This is a genomic window from Vreelandella neptunia (assembly GCF_034479615.1).
Taxonomy (GTDB): domain Bacteria; phylum Pseudomonadota; class Gammaproteobacteria; order Pseudomonadales; family Halomonadaceae; genus Vreelandella; species Vreelandella neptunia.
Map to the genome: position 1 here is coordinate 4,049,507 of NZ_CP140255.1, position 16,044 is coordinate 4,065,550.

15 protein-coding genes are annotated in these 16,044 nt (G+C 54.2%); 10 read left to right on the forward strand and 5 right to left on the reverse strand.

Annotation, left to right across the window (positions count from 1 at the left end; all coding sequences use genetic code 11):
- Positions 1-19 precede the first annotated feature (19 nt).
- Complete coding sequence (locus SR894_RS18760; RefSeq protein ID WP_223288495.1) at positions 20-997, forward strand: LacI family DNA-binding transcriptional regulator; 978 nt, start codon at positions 20-22, stop codon at positions 995-997.
- A 61-nt stretch (positions 998-1,058) separates the two neighbouring features.
- On the opposite strand, the gene SR894_RS18765 is transcribed toward SR894_RS18760, so the two are convergent.
- Positions 1,059-1,760 carry a GntR family transcriptional regulator gene (locus SR894_RS18765; protein WP_227405981.1) on the reverse strand — a complete coding sequence of 234 codons (702 nt, stop codon included), beginning with the start codon at positions 1,758-1,760 and terminating at the stop codon, positions 1,059-1,061.
- A 245-nt stretch (positions 1,761-2,005) separates the two neighbouring features.
- Between SR894_RS18765 and SR894_RS18770 the strand changes: the two genes are divergently transcribed.
- From SR894_RS18770 to otnC, 6 genes are all read left to right on the forward strand, one after another.
- On the forward strand, positions 2,006-3,430 hold the full coding sequence (locus SR894_RS18770) for a flagellar biosynthesis protein FlgA (protein WP_223288496.1): 1,425 nt from the start codon (positions 2,006-2,008) through the stop codon (positions 3,428-3,430).
- Positions 3,431-3,480: 50 nt separating this feature from the next.
- Positions 3,481-4,449, forward strand: coding sequence for a Bug family tripartite tricarboxylate transporter substrate binding protein (locus tag SR894_RS18775; RefSeq protein ID WP_223288497.1), 969 nt, complete (start codon positions 3,481-3,483; stop codon positions 4,447-4,449).
- Between the two features lie 113 nt (positions 4,450-4,562).
- Positions 4,563-5,051 (forward strand): tripartite tricarboxylate transporter TctB family protein, encoded by a 489-nt coding sequence (locus SR894_RS18780; protein WP_223288498.1) that lies wholly within the window; start codon positions 4,563-4,565, stop codon positions 5,049-5,051.
- Between the two features lie 58 nt (positions 5,052-5,109).
- Entirely contained in the window at positions 5,110-6,600 is a 1,491-nt protein-coding gene (locus SR894_RS18785; RefSeq protein WP_211594075.1) for a tripartite tricarboxylate transporter permease, read from the forward strand.
- Between the two features lie 22 nt (positions 6,601-6,622).
- A complete protein-coding gene (gene otnK / locus SR894_RS18790; protein WP_223288499.1) occupies positions 6,623-7,909 on the forward strand; it encodes a 3-oxo-tetronate kinase in 1,287 nt (428 codons plus the stop codon).
- Positions 7,906-8,565 (forward strand): 3-oxo-tetronate 4-phosphate decarboxylase, encoded by a 660-nt coding sequence (otnC, locus tag SR894_RS18795; RefSeq protein WP_223288500.1) that lies wholly within the window; start codon positions 7,906-7,908, stop codon positions 8,563-8,565. Before otnK ends, otnC begins: the two co-directional genes overlap by 4 nt.
- Here otnC and SR894_RS18800 read toward each other — a convergent pair.
- Complete coding sequence (locus SR894_RS18800; RefSeq protein ID WP_223288501.1) at positions 8,562-9,068, reverse strand: Lrp/AsnC family transcriptional regulator; 507 nt, start codon at positions 9,066-9,068, stop codon at positions 8,562-8,564. The genes otnC and SR894_RS18800 overlap by 4 nt on opposite strands.
- Before the next feature lie 203 nt (positions 9,069-9,271).
- Here SR894_RS18800 and SR894_RS18805 point away from each other — a divergent pair, with 203 nt between their 5' ends.
- The 3 genes from SR894_RS18805 (at position 9,272) to mgtE (ending at position 12,183) form a co-directional block, all read left to right on the forward strand.
- Positions 9,272-10,288, forward strand: a complete 1,017-nt coding sequence (locus SR894_RS18805; protein ID WP_223288502.1) for a 1-aminocyclopropane-1-carboxylate deaminase — start codon at positions 9,272-9,274, stop codon at positions 10,286-10,288.
- A 129-nt stretch (positions 10,289-10,417) separates the two neighbouring features.
- A complete protein-coding gene (locus SR894_RS18810; protein WP_133731495.1) occupies positions 10,418-10,759 on the forward strand; it encodes a DUF6482 family protein in 342 nt (113 codons plus the stop codon).
- Positions 10,760-10,827: 68 nt separating this feature from the next.
- On the forward strand, positions 10,828-12,183 hold the full coding sequence (gene mgtE, locus SR894_RS18815) for a magnesium transporter (RefSeq protein WP_223288503.1): 1,356 nt from the start codon (positions 10,828-10,830) through the stop codon (positions 12,181-12,183).
- 64 nt (positions 12,184-12,247) lie between these two features.
- Here mgtE and SR894_RS18820 read toward each other — a convergent pair whose 3' ends face one another.
- From SR894_RS18820 to iolE, 3 genes are all read right to left on the reverse strand, one after another.
- Complete coding sequence (locus tag SR894_RS18820) at positions 12,248-13,372, reverse strand: Gfo/Idh/MocA family protein (RefSeq protein WP_223288504.1); 1,125 nt, start codon at positions 13,370-13,372, stop codon at positions 12,248-12,250.
- Positions 13,373-13,570: 198 nt separating this feature from the next.
- Positions 13,571-15,073, reverse strand: coding sequence for a CoA-acylating methylmalonate-semialdehyde dehydrogenase (locus SR894_RS18825; protein ID WP_223288505.1), 1,503 nt, complete (start codon positions 15,071-15,073; stop codon positions 13,571-13,573).
- 35 nt (positions 15,074-15,108) lie between these two features.
- Positions 15,109-16,011, reverse strand: coding sequence for a myo-inosose-2 dehydratase (gene iolE, locus SR894_RS18830; protein ID WP_223288506.1), 903 nt, complete (start codon positions 16,009-16,011; stop codon positions 15,109-15,111).
- Positions 16,012-16,044 lie beyond the last annotated feature (33 nt).

Here is a 16,044-nt window from a genome sequence, read left to right on the forward strand (position 1 = left end):
AAGTTCACAACGAGCCACCATGAGCGAAGTCGCACAGCTCGCGGATGTTTCTCCAAGTACCGTATCGCTGTATTTGCGTCGTCCCGATGAGGTCTCTTCTCGTAGGGCCGAGCGGATCCAAATGGCGATTGATAAGCTGAGCTATCTACCTAACACGATGGCTGGTGGTTTAGCCTCATCACGCTCCAATATCATTGGTGTGATCGTTCCCACGATAACCTTCTCCTTCTTTTCGGAGACGCTAGAGACACTGGAAAGAAACCTTCGCGCAGCCGGCTACCAACTATTAATAGGCAACACCGAGTTCGATGCTTCGCGTGAGGAGGAACTGATCCGCTCAATCCTAAGCTGGAATCCTTCAGGACTCGTATTAACTGGTTTTTCGCATAGCAGAAAGTCAGTCTCACTGCTGAGTAATAGCGATATTCCAATCATTGAAATGTGGGATTACGGTCAGGAAGGATTGGACATGGTTGTGGGCTTTTCGCACCGCACCTGTGGGCGACTGGTGGCGGAACAACTCATGCGTAGCGGGTATCAGCACATGGCTTTTTTGAGCACCAACTTCCAGCGCGACATCCGTGCCAACGAACGCTATCAGGGCTTTCACGACGCGATCGCCGCCACTGGCGGCTCGGTGCTAGTTCGAGAACTTACCGGGCGAAGCAATACCGCAGAGGCTGGCCAATTGCTATGCACTCTTGTCAACGACCATCCTGAGATTCAAGCAGTGTTCTGCTCCAATGACATGGTCGCCCTAGGCGCAATGCTTGAATGCCAACGACAAGGCTGGGCGATACCCGAGCGTTTGGCTATTGTGGGATTCGGCAACCAAGACTTCACTGACAGCACAGTGCCGCCAATGACCACGGTGGAGCCTCCGCGACAAGCAATTGGCGAGCATATCGCGAGATTGCTACTTGATCGGCTCAAGGGAGGTAACCCAGAAAAGAGGATTGATTTAGGCATCAAGCTAATCGTAAGAGAAAGCACCTGAGGTTCTTTTACTTAGTTTGCCTCTGGCTGATTACAAAGAAAAGAAAACGTTGTGCGAGTACCTAAGGCAAAGCCTCCCCATTAGCATACTTAACCCACGTCTTGCCCAGATGATTGCGTAGCTCGTGCCCCACACGTTTACCATCCCGCGCTTCCAAAGCAGCAAGAATAGCTTCGTGCTCTTCCATCGCCGTTGCCCACTTTTCATTTTTTTGATTTGAAAGGTAGCGGACACGATATAGCTGACGGCTGAGGTTGGCGTGCATATCAATCAGCGTCGTATTTCCCGACAGTGCCACAATCCGGTTGTGGATATCTTGGTTTAGGCGGAAATAGTTCTGCCGGTCACGTCGTAAGAATGAAGCCTTCATCTCATAGTGAAGCGCCTGCAACTCCGCAATATCATCATCACTGGCGTTGGCGCACGTTAGCTCTGCTGCGGCCTGCTCAAGCACACTCAATACATACGCTTTCTCTTTCATATCGGCGGGACTTACATCCGCCACCACGGCCCCCCGGTTTGGCAATATCACCACCAACCCTTCCGCAGCAAGTATCTTCAGGGCCTCGCGTAACGGGGTACGCGATACTTGAAGTTCAACCGCCAATGTTCGCTCGGGTAAACGTTGGCCAGGCTGAAAATGGTCCATCACGATATGTTCACGTAAATAATTCGCGACTTTCTCCACAAGTCCGGGCTGATTTGGCTGGGCGACTTCTTCCATTGGCATGTTCACATAGTAAGCGAACACCAAGAATGGCATACCAAAAAAAACCTTTCAAACAAATTACGTTAAAACGATTATTTTTTAAATCCATATTTATCAATACTATAAATAAAAAAAAGAGCTACTCAATACCAAAGTATTAACATCAGCCAATTGACCTCTAAAATGGTATACCACTACATTTCATTCATAGAATTTCTGAAAGGCTCACCTCTTTAGCGCCATGACGATAGAAAATGTCATCGCAGCAGTTTTACCAGTAAAGGGAATACCAACACCTTATGAACTACTTACAACATTTTGAAAAAGGCAAGGTTGTTGAGGCCTGCATCGCGGGCGCTGGTGACTTTGGGCGTGGCGTTTTGCGACAAGCGCGCCAAATGGAAAAACTATCAGCACGTATTGCAATCGACATTAATCCTGAAAAAGCAGCTGATGCGCTGCGTCATGCTGGCATCCCTAACGATCAGATAATGGTATGCCATTCTCAAAATGATGCTGAAAAAGCTTGGCAAAAAGGATTATTTATCGCTACGACTGCCTTTGAAACTATCCAAGCCCTGCCTTTCGATATTTTAGTGGAATCTACTGGCATACCTGACGTAGGAGCGCGCTATGCAGAAGCCGCTCTGCTCGCAGGTAAACACGTTGGCATTGCCACCAAAGAGACGGAATCTGTGGTTGGCCCCTATTTGACTAGCCTTGCCTATCAACAGGGTCGCCTCTTCACTCCTTTGGATGGTGACCAGCCTAGCCTGCTTATTGGCCTACTTACTTGGGCCCGCACCCTTGGTTTTGAGATTATTGCAGCAGGTAAAAGCAGCGAATACGACTTTATCTGGGATGAGGCAAACGAGACCGTTACTTGCAACGGTACCGCATTTCCTGCCCCTGGCTTGAGCGGACTTTGGGAATTACCGGCAGGCCGCGAACGCGATGTGGTGGAAGCGCGTGGCAAGCTACTCGCTGCGATTCCTCAAATTTCAGTGCCTGATCTGTGCGAAATGGTCAACGTAGCCAACGCCACGGGGCTAAGTCCGGATCGCCCTGAGCTTCATGCCATGGTGCTGCGCACCACGGAAGTACCGACCCTGTTGGACATTCAAAATCAAGGTGGGGTACTGCAAGGGCTTGAGCGCTTGGAAGTGTTTAATTGCCTACGCCGACCAGATGAACTGAGCTTTGCAGGAGGCGTTTTTGTAGTGGTGCGCTGCGAAGATGCGCATGTTTGGTCCCTACTGAGGGATAAAGGCCATGTGCTTAGCCACAGCGGCAGTAGTGCGATGATTTATCTGCCTCGCCACTTGCTTGGCTTAGAAGCACCAATTTCACTTCTCGATGTAGTCATCAATGGTCAAACCTCCGGCGGTGGTCACGCCACGACACCCAGGTTTGACCTAACAGCGCGGGCAACCCAGCACATGAAAGCGGGCCAGCACCTCGAAATGCGCGGCCACCACAGGCACATCGAAGGGCTACGTCCAGAGCTGCATCCCGCCGCGGCGCTAGCACCAGAAGCAAAAGTGCCTTTTTATCTACTGCCAGGCGCTCAAGTGATCCGAGACATTGCCCCCAATCAGCCCATTACCTTAGCGGATGTGGCACTGCCTGAATCAACCTTAAAACAGCTTCGTGAAAAGCAGGATCAGTTGTTTCAACAAAATACCTTAGTTCCTAAAGCCGCTATCGACAGCGCGCTAAATTAAACTTCCCTAACGGGAATTAAAAGCAATAACAATCAGATAGGAGAAACACTATGCTCACTAAATCCACTCTCAAAATGGCAACGCTCGGCGTCGCGCTGGTTAGCGTCGCCACAGCTGTCAACGCTGATGATGCAGCGGATTATCCGACAAAGACTATCCAGTTTTTGGTAGCGGCAGGCGCTGGTGGCGGCACGGATAACTTCGCTCGTGTGGTTCGCCCGATGTTTGAAGAAGCCCTGGGCGGCGCAAATATTACAGTTATTAACCTGCCCTCCGCCTCTGGTGCATTAGCTCACCAGCGCACCGCTACTGGCGCAGCTGACGGCCATACCCTTGATTTCGCTTCCACCACCCTAGTGACGTCTTTAGCAGCGGGACAAAACCCAATCGGCTTAGATCAGCTCACGCCAGTGGCACGGATGCAGTCAGATGTAATGGCATTATTCGTCAATCCAGAGCGTTACCCGGATTTTGAATCGTTCTTGGAATACGCCAAGGAAAACCCAGGCGAAGTCACTGTGGGCGGCACCCACACCGCTAGCCCTGACCACGTTTCATTTCTGTCGTTGCGTGATGCATCAGGCCTGGATATGAATTTCATTCCTTACGACAGCACAGGCAATGCCACCGCTAATGTTCTGGGCAACAATATCGACGCGACCACCACGTCACTTAGCCCTTTGCTGAGCTATATGGAAGCGGGCCAAATGATGCCAATCCTGGTATTCAGCGATGAGCGTTTGGCCGATTATCCTGATGTTCCAACTACAGCTGAATACGAGTGGGATCTAACCGATGGCAACGACCGTGCCATTTTTGTCCATGCCGATACACCTGAACCGCTTCTGAAAAGCTTAGAAGATACTTTCAAAAAGGTTTACGACTCTGAGGAGTACCAGACATACGCCGAGCGAGTAAACCTTACTTATCGTGAAGGCTGGATGGGCAGCGACGAATATCGTCAGCGCCTAGAAAATAACTATGAACTCTATTCGCGCCTACTTAATAACGATCAATAAAAATCGAATTAAGTGCTAAGTGAAGGCAGGCAATAAATTTGCCTGCCTTTTAACTCACTGGCTGGGACTATTTTTCTCAGGTAGGCCCTGCCACGTTCCCTTCGGGGTTTATCATGCACGCCAGGATTTCTCTCTTCGCATTCGCGGTGGTGCTGCTTGCACTGGTCAGTTTAGTGCCCACACTGCAGTTTCCCAGTTCCGCTGAGGTTTCTACCTTTATCGGCCCTCGCGTATGGCCTCTGACGCTAGTAATTGTGCTTTTTGGGTTGGGTAGCGCACTACTACTGATCACTTGGCGTGATGTGCGGCGAGGCAAAATTTATGACGATGAACCGGAAGAAGCTTCTCGTCCTCAGAACGATCCCGTCACGGCTCAACGCTTTGCCCTAGTGTCCACGCGACACTGGTGGCTGATTGCCGCCACCGTTATCTACACCTGGTTAATCAGCATAGTGGGCTTTTTAATCGCCAGTATCGCTTTCACATTGGTAGGTACGCTGCTGCTTGGGGCTCGCTCCTGGCGCACGATTCTAATTACCGTGGTGGTTGCCACGCTGCTGATGCAGGGTGTCTTCGTCATGCTGCTTGGCATCCCGCTATGACACTTGTTGTTAAGAAGCTTGCCGATAACCGCTACTGCTACCTGTTTAGGAGTTGATGATGCTAGAGAATTTTCTAGGCGGGCTGGCTGTAGTGATGCAGCCACTCAACCTGCTACTACTTACTTCAGCCGTTTTTATCGGATTTATCGGTGGTGCGTTACCCGGCATCAGCGGCGTTATTCTGGTGGTTATCCTGCTACCCGTTACCTATGGCATGGACTCCACGACTGCCTTTATGTTGCTGACTGCCATCTACGGCGCGACTGTTTTTTCTGGTTTGATCACCGCTATTCTCTACCGTGCCCCCGGGACGCCAGAGGCGGTAATGACTGCCTTCGATGGCTACCCGATGACCCAGCAGGGCCAGGCAGGTAAAGCACTGGGCATTGGCGTACTAAGCTCCGCGATTGGCGGCTTAGTGGGTACCATTGCGCTGATTATCTTTACCCCCATGTTGGCCACAATGGCGCTAAGGTTCTCCTCCCCCGAGTATTTTGCCCTTGCCGTGCTTGGCTTAACCGTTGTTGCCTCTTTAGGAGGGCGCCTGATCTACGGACTGATTGGCGCCACTCTTGGCTTGTTTATCGCCACCGTTGGTATTGACCCACTCACAGGCACCAGCCGCTATACCTTCGATAACCTGAACCTTATGGAAGGGGTGGGACTGATACCTATGATTGTGGGGCTGTTCGCCGTTTCTGAAGTGATGAAACGCTCCCTAGATCAAGACAGCCATCAGCCGATTACGAAAGTAAAAGTTAAAATCTTTGATCTACCTATCTTGCGCCAAATCGGCACAACGCTTACGCGCTCTTCTATTATTGGCGTAATCATTGGCATCTTACCGGGCATTGGCGCTAGTACCGCTGCCATGGTGAGCTATAGCGAAACAGTGCGTTGGTCTAAGCATCCCGAGAAATTTGGTAAAGGGGCCCCGGAAGGTATTGCAGCGCCAGAGTCGGCGAACAATGCCGCTGCCATGGGCGCCTTAGTACCGTTGTTTGCCCTGGGCATTCCAGGTAGTGGCACCACAGCGGTCATTCTTGGGGCATTTATCATGCACGGCCTGCAGCCTGGCCCAATGTTTATGATGACCCACAGCAGCCTAATCTATGCCGTGTTCGCGGGTCTGTTTATCGTCAACTTTATGATTTTGTTGTTCTCCAAGCCATTTATCACCCTGTTCACCAAGCTATTGAATGTGCCCTACTCGGCGCTCGGCCCGATCATTCTTATGTGTTGCATCGTGGGTACCTACTCGGTGCGCAACTCTATGTTTGATGTGTGGTTGATGCTTGGCTTTGGCGTCATGGGCTACCTGCTGGAAAAACTAAAATTCCCGCTGGTTTCGATCATCCTAGGCCTAGTACTAGGCCCCATTGCAGAGAGCGAGCTGCGCCGTGCGTTGTCGATGTCCCAGGGAGATATATCGATCTTCTTTACCCGCCCCATCAGCGCCACCTTACTGGCCATTGCAGCACTACTGTTGGCAGTGACGATTATCTCGCCACTGATTAAACGCGCTCGCATGAAAGCCGCCACTCCCTGACCCCTGATAACGGATGCAACCTATGACAATTGTATTAGGCGCTATTGCCGACGACTTCACTGGGGCCACGGATCTTGCCAATAACTTGGTGCGCGGCGGTATGCGCTGCCTGCAGGTAATTGGCGTGCCCCAACAAGAGATCGACCTCACTGATATCGATGCGGTGGTCGTGGCGCTGAAATCGCGTTCCTGCCCGGTGGGCGAAGCCGTGGCGGACTCTCTGGCCGCCCTTGAGTGGCTTCGCCAGCAGGGGGCCCGGCAGTTGTTCTTCAAGTACTGCTCCACCTTTGACTCCACCGACCAGGGCAATATCGGCCCGGTTACGGATGCGCTGCTGGAAGCGCTAGGAGCGCATCAAACGGTGATGGTGCCCGCTTTCCCGATTAACGGCCGTACGGTTTACCAAGGCCATCTGTTTGTGGGCGACCGCTTGCTCAACGACAGCGGTATGCAGCACCACCCGCTCACGCCGATGAAGGATGCCGACCTAGTACGAGTGCTCTCTCGCCAAACACCACACCCAGTGGGTTTAGCCAATCGCGCCATACTAGCTAAAGGATCGGAGGCCACCAGTGCGCATTTATTATCACTGGCCGAGCACGGCATGCGCCATGTGATCTGTGACTCCTTGGATGAGCAGGATTTGGACGTGCTGGCCGACGCTACCGTCTTGATGCCGTTAGTCACAGGTGGGTCTGGTCTGGGGCAGGCGCTGCCAGCTCAATACCGTGCCCAGGGCTGGCTAGAAAGGATCACTGAGCCGGGCCGTTTATCTCCTGCTTCAGGCGGTGCGCTAGTGCTCTCCGGCAGTTGCTCCCGTGCGACGCTGGCCCAGGTGGCGGATTTTTTGGCCAAGTACCCCGACGGTGGCTTTGCCCTGGATCCGTTATCGCTAAGTGAAGGAGACAAGCAGTGGGAGCAAGCGCTGGCCTTTGCTCTGGAGCGTTTATCCAGCAACGCTCCGGTATTGATCTACGCCTCAGCGGATCCAGAGAGAGTGAAAGCCGCACAAGCCGAACTGGGCGTGGAACGTGCAGGTCATCTAGTCGAAGAGGCTTTGAGCCAACTGGCTGTCACGCTGGTCAACGAAGGCGTGGGCCGCTTGCTGGTCGCCGGGGGTGAAACTTCCGGCGCGGTGGTCTCAGCACTCGGCATTACTACCCTACGGATTGGTGAGCAGATTGATCCAGGCGTACCTTGGACTCAAGCCCCACTGGCGGTACGCGAGGCACCATTGTCGCTTGCGTTGAAGTCTGGCAATTTCGGCGGCGTCGACTTCTTTACCCGGGCGTTTGAGGTGTTGGCATGAGCATCCACTTGCATCGCCATTCTCAGAACAGCATGCGGGAGCAGATCAGCACGCTGGGGAAATCGCTATTTGACCGCGGCCTGACCATGGGTTCCAGCGGTAATATCAGCGTGCGCCTGGACGATGGCGGCTGGCTGATGACTCCCACCAACGCCTGCTTGGGGCGGCTGGATCCTGCACGAATATCCCACCTGGATAACAGCGGCCAACTGCTGAGTGGAGACAAGCCTACCAAAGAGCAGTTTTTGCACATGGCAATGTACGAGGAGCGACCGCAATCCGGAGCGATTGTGCATCTGCACTCCACTCACTCTGTAGCGGTCTCTTGCCTGCCCGAAGTGGATCCCTGCGACTGCATACCACCGCTCACCGCCTACTACGTGATGCGGGTGGGCAAGCTACCGCTGGTGCCGTATCACATTCCCGGTGACCCAAAGCTGGGCGATGCAGTACGGGGATTAGCGGGCAAGCATAGCGCGGTACTACTGGCCAACCACGGCCCAGTGGTGGCAGGGAAAAACCTCGAAGCTGCGGTGTATGCCACTGAAGAGCTGGAAGAGACCGCCAAGCTCTACCTGCTGCTACGGGGCGAGAACCCGCGCGGGCTAACGCCGGAACAGGTGGTCGAGCTGGAAGCACGCTTTCCAAGAGACTAAACCAGCACTTTATGGGTAGAGACCACCTGTCGCAGCCCCATAAACGAGCGGATCTGGCGCACGCCGGGTAGGTAGAGTAGTTGTTCAGCGTGCAGCCTGTTAAAGCTTTGGCTGTCCCGGGTGCGCACTAGCATAAAGTAATCAAACTCCCCGGTGACCACGTGGCACTCCATACAGCCAGAAACCTTCTGGGCCGCCTCTTCAAAGGCGGCGAAGGATTCCGGCGTCGAGCGATCCAGCACCACGCCAATCAACACCACCATACCTGCCTGAAGCTGCTCTGGGTCTAAATGCGCCACCACTCGGCTGATGACCCCATCCCGCTTGAGCCTTTCCACCCTGCGTAAACACGCCGCCGGGCTCAAGTTCACCTGCTCCGCCAGTGCCACATTGGAGAGCGTGGCATCTTCCTGAAGTAGTTTAAGGATACGCCGATCTGTTCGATCTAGTTCAGCGGCCTGATCATCAGGCTCAGGGCGTGAACGGGAGGTTTTTGCACACACTATTATTTACCTTATTCATCTATAGACACTATTCAAACCCATATAAAACATGTTTTAGAAACCTTTATTGCTTTAAACCAGCCAAATTTGCAACACAAAAATCATAGCTAACACTTACTATAAATAGCAGAGAGCACGCCAATTGTTCACAACAACCTTAGCCGCCCTATATCGCACCCAATGTTTTAAAGCTGGAGATTGCTATGAACCTCGAACGCTTCCCACGTTACCCACTCACCTTTGGCCCCTCTCCCATTACACCGCTCAAGCGGCTAAGCGAACATTTAGGCGGTGAAGTAGAGCTCTACGCCAAGCGTGAAGACTGCAACAGCGGTTTGGCCTTTGGGGGTAACAAGACCCGCAAGCTTGAGTATCTGATTCCTGAAGCGCTGGAACAGGGCTGCGATACGCTGGTATCTATTGGCGGTATTCAATCCAACCAGACCCGCCAAGTCGCCGCCGTTGCCGCTCATTTGGGCATGCAGTGTGTGCTGGTACAGGAGAACTGGGTCAACTACTCCGACGCGGTGTATGACCGTGTGGGCAATATCGAGATGTCGCGCATCATGGGTGCCGATGTACGCTTGGATGACGCCGGGTTCGATATCGGCATTCGCCCCAGCTGGGAGCAGGCCATGGAAGATGTTCGCCAGCGCGGTGGTAAGCCATTCCCGATTCCCGCTGGTTGCTCCGAGCACCCTTACGGCGGCTTAGGCTTTGTAGGCTTTGCTGAAGAGGTGCGCCAGCAGGAGAAAGAGCTGGGCTTCACGTTTGACTATATCGTGGTGTGCTCGGTTACCGGCAGCACCCAGGCGGGCATGGTGGTGGGGTTTGCCGCCGATGGCCGTGCCCAGCGAGTGATTGGCATTGATGCCTCTGCCAAGCCTGAGCAAACCCGTGAACAGATCCTGCGCATTGCGCGTAATACGGCCGAGCTGGTGGAATTGGAAGGCGGTGTTAGCGATGACGATGTCATTTTGGATACCCGCTACGGCGGCCCCGAGTACGGCCTGCCCAACGAAGGCACGCTGGAAGCCATTCGCCTCTGTGCTCGTCTGGAGGGTGTGCTTACCGACCCGGTTTACGAAGGTAAATCCATGCACGGCATGATCGACATGGTGCGCAACGGTGAATTTCCGCCAGGCTCCAAGGTGCTCTACGCCCACCTAGGCGGCGTACCTGCGTTAAATGCCTATAGTTTCCTGTTTAGAAATGGATAAGGAATAAAATACCTGCCTCGAACCGTCTGATACAGCGCCTCAATGACGCCGATCAGGCGGTTACTGCTGTACAAATAATGCACACCCTTTAGTCTTGGCGTATAAGATGCTCACTCATGAGGATACGCCATGTCTTCAACGCTTCCCGCACATCTCACCCTTGAAGAACTAGCGCAATGTTCCGCACCGCTGCCCGATGTAGAAGTACACGGACTCGATATGGGCTGGTACATCGTGCGCCTGCATCAGGATAACGCCATCAGCGTGCTTACCGACCAGAATGGTGAGGCGCAACGCTTTACCGGTACGCAGTGGATTGGTCGCGCGCTGGCGCCGCTGGGTTTCACCCACGGTACGCTGACCTGGGCCGACGCCGATGATGAGATGATTGGCACCGACGTACCGCCCGTTTCTGCCCAGCAGCGCATGGTCTATGGTGTTCGCGTGGCGTTCAACCATACCTGTCTATAACATTCATAAAGCGAGCCGCCAGGAGTTTGCACTTCTTTAACACTTAGCTTCCAACAAGGACGGACTCTATGCGCGATGATGAAAAATACACCAATTCCGAAGAGCAGCTACTCTACCTTCAAAACCTGCTAGATGACCAAGACACAGCGGCATTACAAGCGTATTTCTCTGAACTCGATATTTTAGACATCGCGCGAACGCTGGAGTCCTTCCCGGCCAAAACGCGAGATTTTCTTTGGGAGTATGTCCCCGACGATTTAATCGGCGAGGTTCTTGCTGAAGTTGACGAAGACATCCGCGCTGACTACATCGAAGACTTATCGGCCAGCGATGTAGAGCAAATTGTTAAAGGCTTGGATGCTCAAGAAGTTGCTGAAGTTTTAGATGTTGCCGATGAAGCCATAAAAACCAGCGTTTACGCTAGCTTAGAGCAAGAAATCCGCGCCCAGGTTGAGAATCTTCACGCCTATGAAGATGACGTTGTTGGCCGTTACATGGATCCCGAGACGGTCAATGTAAAACAGGGCGTGTCGTTAGAGGCCGTACAGCGCTATATCCGCATCCACCATCTGCTCGACGATGAGTCGCAACAGATCATGATTACGGATAAAGACAAACGCTTACTCGGCACTTTGACCCTGATTGATTTAATCAAGCAACCACAAGATGCGATGGTTGATGATTACATGGATGACTTTTTTACCCTAAATGATCAAATGAAAGTCAGTGATGCAGCGGCGTTATTGCGCTCTAAAGAGCTACACTTTGTGCCCGTGTGCGATAGCGATGGGTTACTAGTAGGTCAGCTAAACGCCGCCGACGTACTTGAAATCACCCAAGACGACGCTGACATGACGTTAAAGCATATGTCCGGCGTCAGTAACGAAGAGGAAGTCTTCACGCCCGTTTTACGCAGTGCGAAAAGTCGCGGCATTTGGCTGGGTATTAATCTGTTAACGGCTTTTTTAGCCGCCTTCGTTATCGGGCAATTTGAAGCGGCCTTAGATCAAATCGTGGCGCTGGCCATTTTGATGCCGGTGGTGGCGAGCATGGGGGGTATTGCGGGTAGCCAAACCCTCACCGTGGTTATACGCGGCTTGGCGCTGGGCCAACTTGCGGGCAACAACGTCCGCTGGCTGTATAACAAAGAGATGTGGGTGGGTATGAGTAACGGTTTGGTGTGGGCATTAGTGGTCGGCTTGATTTCCCATATTTGGTTTAGCGACACCATGATTACGCTGGTGATCACCCTGGCCATCTTTATCAATATGAGCCTCGCCAACTTATCCGGCGTACTCATCCCCATGGTGTTGAAAAAACTCCAGATCGACCCCGCGTTATCCGGCGCGGTTATTTTGACGACCGTTACCGATGTGGTCGGCTTTTTATCCTTCTTAGGACTCGCGACGCTGATTATTCTGTAACTTTTTCCTCCCGGCAGGCGCCTGGGCGTTGATTTAAAAGCCCAGGCGCTCAAGGCAGAAGCAACTACGGTACCGTCACCCACTGCCCCGTCTGATCTGACGTTTCGATGGCATCTATTAATCGATTCACCCGCGCGGCTTCGCGGAAGTCTGGATAGAGGGGGCGGTCGTTGATGATGCCTTCGACCAGGTCGCGCACCTCGATAACCTTCTGATCGTTATAGCCCAGGCCGTGACCCGGCGCGGGACTGAACGCCGCATAGTCAGGGTGTTCGGGGCCCGCCAACAGGGTGGTGAAGCCGCGCCTGCCGTGGGCATCCCCATGGCGATATAGCTGCAGCTCGCTCATGCGTTCCTGGTCAAACACAATGGCGCCTTTGGTGCCCGTTAGCGTGTAGGCCAGGCCCATTTTGCGGCCAGCCGCCACCCGGGAGGTTTCGATATTACCGATTAATCCCTGGTCAAAGCGCAGCATGGCTTGGGCTTGGTCATCGTTCTCTACCGCCGCCATACCGCTACCGTCGGCCTTGGGCCGAGTGGGGATAACGGTTTGTAGCTGACCGCATACCTTGGCAATGCGCTGCCCGGTTAAAAACTCGGCCATATTGAGAATATGCGAGCCCACATCGCCCAGCGCACCGGCACCTGCCGTTGCCCGCTGTGTATGCCAGTCGTGGGGCTTTTCCGGGTCGAGCAGGTAATCCTCGTTGTGCCGCCCACGAAAGTGAATCAGCTCACCAATTTCACCGCTGGCAACAACCTGGCGGGCCAGCTGGGTGGCGGAATTGCGAATATAGTTAAAGCCCACCAGGGTTTTGACGCCCGCCTTTTCAGCCGCAACGACCATCTCGTCGGCGTCTACCGTGCTCAGCGCCAGCGGCTTTTCGGCGTAAACATGTTTACCGGCGGCAATGGCGGCCAGCGCCATCTCTTTATGCAGGAAATTGGGCGCGCAGATATCCACCACGTCCACGTCACTGTCGGCCACCAGGGCGCGCCAATCGCCGGTGGCGCGGGCAAATCCCCAGGCCCGCGCTCGGCTCTCTGCCGTGGCGAGGTCGACATCCGCCAGCAGTTCGCAAACGGGCTTGGCGGGCAGTTCAAAAACGCTGGACGCCGCATGAAAGGCAATGGCGTGGGCTTTGCCCATAAAGCCGGTGCCGATTAGGCCAATTTTGAGGGTTTTCATTGTGGTTATCCCTGCTAACAATTTCACTGCCAGTAAAATAAAGACTCCATAAAGGTGGTGTGAGGGCAGGTTGAAGCGAGGGTCTTTCGCCATGGATGGCGAAAGTAGCGCCCATGGACGGGTTCACAGCGCCCTCGCGGAAATCTGCCCTCATCACCAGATATACTGGCCTGTTTTAGTGGCCCACTTTCAGGTTGTTTACATGGTCGGCATGGTGAAGTGGTTGGTCTCTTCACGAATGCCGCTGGGCCAGCGCTGGGTAATGGTCTTCATGCGGGTGTAGAAACGTACACCGTCGGGGCCGTGCATATGCAGCGGGCCAAACAGCGAGCGCTTCCAGCCACCGAAGCTGTGGAACGCCATAGGTACCGGGATTGGTACGTTAACGCCGACCATGCCGACCTGGATCTGCTCGCAGTACTGACGCGCCGCATCGCCATCCCGGGTAAAGATCGCCGTACCATTGCCGTATTCGTGGGCATTGATCATGCTGACCGCCTCGTCGAAGCTGGCCACGCGAGCAATCGCCAACACCGGGCCGAAGATCTCTTCGGAGTGAATACGCATGCTGGGCGTGACATGGTCAAACAGACTGCCGCCGATAAAGTAGCCATCCCCTGCGCCGTCAATCGTGGTCTGGCGACAGTCGACCACTAACTCTGCGCCTTCATCCACGCCGGTTTGGATATAACCCGCCACTTTTTCGCGGTGCTCGCGGGTGATCAGCGGCCCCATATCGTTATCCGGGCCATCGACCAGGCCAGGCCCAACTGTCAGCTTATCAAGTTCGGCCACCAGTTTTTCGCGCAGACGGTTGGCGGTCTCTTCGCCAACGGGTACGGCCACCGAAATCGCCATGCAGCGCTCGCCTGCCGAGCCATAGGCCGCCCCCATCAGGGCACCCACGGCCTGATCGAGATCCGCATCGGGCATGATCACCATATGGTTTTTGGCACCGCCCAGGGCCTGAACACGCTTGCCATGGGCTGATGCGGTAGCGTAGATGTACTCGGCAATTGGGGTAGAGCCCACAAAGCTAACCGCTTGAACACGCTCATCAGTAAGCAGTACATCCACCGCTTCTTTATCACCATTGACGACATTAAAGACACCATCCGGCAGACCCGCTTCTTTAAGCAGCTCGGCTAAGCGCAGCGGCGTAGAGGGATCTTTTTCCGAAGGTTTCATGACGAAGGTGTTGCCGCAGGCCAGCGCAATGGGGAACATCCACATGGGCACCATGGCGGGAAAGTTGAACGGCGAGATACCTACACACACGCCCAGCGGCTGCATCATCGAGTAGCTATCCACGCCGGTGCCGACGTTCATGGAGTGCTCGCCCTTCTGCAGGTGGGGAATGCCACAGGCAAACTCGACTACTTCCAGGCCGCGGGTCACTTCGCCTTTGGCGTCAGAAAACACCTTGCCGTGTTCGCTGGAAATCAGGCGCGCCAGCTCATCGGTATGCTCCTCAACCAGCGCCTTGAACTTAAACAGGATACGCGAGCGCTTCAGCGGCGAGGTTTTTGACCAGGCGACAAAGGCCTCATCGGCGATACGCACCGCTTCGCGGGTTTCGTCAACGGTGGCCAGCGCCACCTGGGCGCTCTGCTCACCGGTGGCTGGATTATAAACCGGCGAAGTGCGCTGGCTCTGACCGGTGGAGAGCTGACCATTAAGATAGTGGGATAACGTTTGCATATAGGCTCCTGATTAAAAGGCGCCGCTGGCGCTGTTTAGCTGGCAACGTCGAAGCCTGCCTGCTCGGCAAGTTGACGCAAGTTGCGGTAACCCAGACGGGCGTAAGTCAGCGGATGGGCAACTTCCGGGTCTTGTTCGGCTTCAACCACTAACCAGCCCTGGTAGCCCTGTTCGCACAGGTGGGTTAAGGCGGGCAGAAAATCCACATTGCCATCCCCCGGCACCGTAAACAGGCCGTCTAACACGCCGTTTAAAAAGCTTTTATCGCGATTGCGTACCGCGTCCAGCACTGGGAAGCGCAGATCTTTGCAGTGCACATGATGGATACGCTGGCTGTAGCGTTTGGCGACGGCGAGAGGGTCACCGCCAGCACCGCGCAGATGACCAAAATCAAGCAGCAGCCCCACGCCTTCGCCAGTGTTGTCCATTAAGCGTTCAACGTCGGCCTGGCTTTCGATCACCGTGCCCAGGTGGTGGTGATACACCAGTTGAATACCCTGGGATTTCAGGTAGTCGCCCACTACCTCCAGGCCATGCAGCAGTCGCTGCCACTCTTGCTCGGAAAGGTGCGGACGCTGGGAGAGCGGGCGCTCCTGATCGCCGTGCACACAGTGGGTGACTTCACACAGCACCATTACCTTCGCACCGCATTCCTTGAGCAGGTTCATATGACCCTGAATGACTTCTATCTCTTCTTCAGGAGTGCGCTCCAGCAACTGCGCGGAATACCAGCCCGATACAAGCGCCAAGTCGTGGGCACTAAGCACCTGATTTAAGGCGTCAGGCGTTCGGGGAAACTTGTTACCTAATTCAAAGCCGCTAAAACCCGCTTCGCGCCCCTCTTGAAGGCAGGTTTCCAGCGGTGTTGCGCCGCCCAGGCTGGGCAAGTCGTCGTTCGTCCAGGTGAGCGGGTTGATGCCTAAAGTAACCGTTGGCATAGCGTATTCCTTGTGATTATGTTTGTTGAGGTC

Excerpts from the sequence above, each read along its gene's own strand:
- SR894_RS18805 (WP_223288502.1), top strand. The coding sequence starts at position 9,272 with ATGAACCTCGAACGCTTCCCACGTTACCCACTCACCTTTGGCCCCTCT.
- SR894_RS18760 (WP_223288495.1), top strand. The coding sequence starts at position 20 with ATGAGCGAAGTCGCACAGCTCGCGGATGTTTCTCCAAGTACCGTATCG.
- SR894_RS18825 (WP_223288505.1), bottom strand. The coding sequence starts at position 15,073 with ATGCAAACGTTATCCCACTATCTTAATGGTCAGCTCTCCACCGGTCAG.
- otnC (WP_223288500.1), top strand. The coding sequence starts at position 7,906 with ATGAGCATCCACTTGCATCGCCATTCTCAGAACAGCATGCGGGAGCAG.
- SR894_RS18765 (WP_227405981.1), bottom strand. The coding sequence starts at position 1,760 with ATGCCATTCTTGGTGTTCGCTTACTATGTGAACATGCCAATGGAAGAA.
- SR894_RS18810 (WP_133731495.1), top strand. The coding sequence starts at position 10,418 with ATGTCTTCAACGCTTCCCGCACATCTCACCCTTGAAGAACTAGCGCAA.
- SR894_RS18780 (WP_223288498.1), top strand. The coding sequence starts at position 4,563 with ATGCACGCCAGGATTTCTCTCTTCGCATTCGCGGTGGTGCTGCTTGCA.
- SR894_RS18785 (WP_211594075.1), top strand. The coding sequence starts at position 5,110 with ATGCTAGAGAATTTTCTAGGCGGGCTGGCTGTAGTGATGCAGCCACTC.
- SR894_RS18775 (WP_223288497.1), top strand. The coding sequence starts at position 3,481 with ATGCTCACTAAATCCACTCTCAAAATGGCAACGCTCGGCGTCGCGCTG.
- SR894_RS18820 (WP_223288504.1), bottom strand. The coding sequence starts at position 13,372 with ATGAAAACCCTCAAAATTGGCCTAATCGGCACCGGCTTTATGGGCAAA.
- iolE (WP_223288506.1), bottom strand. The coding sequence starts at position 16,011 with ATGCCAACGGTTACTTTAGGCATCAACCCGCTCACCTGGACGAACGAC.
- SR894_RS18770 (WP_223288496.1), top strand. The coding sequence starts at position 2,006 with ATGAACTACTTACAACATTTTGAAAAAGGCAAGGTTGTTGAGGCCTGC.
- otnK (WP_223288499.1), top strand. The coding sequence starts at position 6,623 with ATGACAATTGTATTAGGCGCTATTGCCGACGACTTCACTGGGGCCACG.
- mgtE (WP_223288503.1), top strand. The coding sequence starts at position 10,828 with ATGCGCGATGATGAAAAATACACCAATTCCGAAGAGCAGCTACTCTAC.